Source organism: Plebeiibacterium sediminum (assembly GCF_026013605.1).
GTDB classification, from domain to species: Bacteria; Bacteroidota; Bacteroidia; order Bacteroidales; family Marinilabiliaceae; genus Saccharicrinis; species Saccharicrinis sediminus.
Genome location: NZ_JAPDPJ010000180.1, coordinates 1 through 2071, shown reverse-complemented (window position 1 = coordinate 2071; position 2071 = coordinate 1). Strand labels below are relative to the sequence as shown.

Annotated in this window: 1 protein-coding gene; it reads left to right on the top strand. The window is 37.0% G+C overall.

Annotation, left to right across the window (positions count from 1 at the left end):
* The coding region (locus OM075_RS24910) for a hypothetical protein (protein WP_301193275.1) at positions 1-2071 on the top strand (2071 nt) is incomplete at both ends.

The window sequence follows — 2071 nt, the reverse complement described above, 5'->3', positions numbered from 1 at the left end:
ATAACATCATTCAATGACGATGTTATGGTTTCAGGAAATACAGAAGGATACACTTTTGACTGGAACATATCTGCTTTGAACATCCCAGCTGATGGCGGATTACAAACAACTAATGATTTTGATGTAGTGGTTACTCATGAAGCAACAGGCTGTACCAGCGAATCTCATGTGACTATCGTTGTCAATCCTGATCCAGAAGTTAAAGATGTTGACTTTACTTATTGTGCAGATGAAGTATCTGGTTTTGATATAATATCATTCAATGACGATGTCATGGTTTCGGGAATTACAGAAGGATACACTTTAGACTGGAACATATCTGCTTTGAACATTCCAGCTGATGGCGGATTACAAACAACTAATGATTTTGATGTAGTGGTTACTCATGACGCAACTGGTTGTACCAGCGAAGCTCATGTGACTATATATGTCAATCCTGATCCAGAAGTTAAAGATGTTGAGTTTACTTATTGTGCAGATGAAGTATCAGACTTTGATGTCGCATCATTCAATGATGATATCATGGTTTCAGGAAATACAGAAGGCTATTCCTATGCATGGATAGGAGTGATGACTATCCCGGAAAATAGTGAACCACAAACAATAAATGAGTTTGGTGTTATAGTAACTCATATTGCAACTGGCTGTACCAGCGAAGCTCATGTGACTGTATATGTCAATCCTGATCCAGAGGTTAAAGATGTTGAGTTTACTTATTGTGCAGATGACGCTGCAGATTTTGATATAACTTCATTAAATGATGATGTTATGGTTTCAGGAATTACTGAAGGTTACACTTACGTTTGGGATATATCAATTTTGAACATCCCAGCTAATGGCGAATCACAAACAACAAATGAGTTTGATGTTATAGTAACTCACATTGCAACAGGTTGTACCAGCGAGGCTCATGTGACTGTATATGTCAATCCGGATCCAGACGTTAAAGATGTTGAGTTTACTTATTGTGCAGATGAAGCCACAGACTTTGATATAACATCATTGAATGATGATGTTATGGTTTCAGGAATTACTGAAGGTTACACTTACGTTTGGGATACATCAATTTTGAATATCCCAGCTGATGGCGAATCACAAACAACAAATGAGTTTGATGTTATAGTAACTCACAGTGAAACAGGTTGTACCAGCGAAGCTCATGTAATTATATATGTAAATCCGGATCCAAAAGTTCAAAATGTGGAAGTAACCTATTGTGGTGATGAAGCTTCAGACTTTGAAATAACATCATTGAATGATGATGTTATGGTTTCGGGAATTACAGAAGGATACACTTTTAATTGGGACAAATTTGCTTTGAACATCCCGGCTGATGGCGGATTACAAACAACAAATGAGTTTGATGTTGTAGTTACTCATATAGCAACAGGCTGTAACAGCGAAGCTCATGTGACTGTATATGTCAATCCTGATCCGGAATTACAAGCTATAAATATTACCTATCGTCCAGTTGATGCAGAGAACTTTGATATAACCTCTTTTAATGATGATGTCTTGGTTTCAGGTAATACAGATGATTATACGTTTGAATGGGATGGTACATTAGTTATTCCTGAAGCAGGTGGTGCCATCACAACAAGTACCTTCAATGTTATAGTTACAGATGAAAGAACAGGTTGTACAAGTGAAACCAGGGTAATAATTACAATTAATCCAGATCCTGACGTGCAAACAGCTTCTGCAACGTATTGTGCCGATGAAGCATCCGGTTTTGATATTACTTCTTTCAATGATGATGTAATGGTTTCAGGCATAACTACAGGATATTTGTTTGAATGGAATGGAACCTTAGTTATACCAGAAGATGGAGGTGATGCAGCCACTAGTATTTTTAATGTTGTTATTATAGATGAAGAAACGGGTAATACAAGTGAATCATCGGTAACTATAATTGTAAATCCGGATCCTGCAGTTCAAAATGTAGAAGCAACCTATTCTGCAGATGAAGCCACAGACTTTGATATAACATCATTCAATGATGATGTTATGGTTTCTGGAAACATAGAAGAATACACTTTTGATTGGAATGCAACATCGTTGAACATCCCAG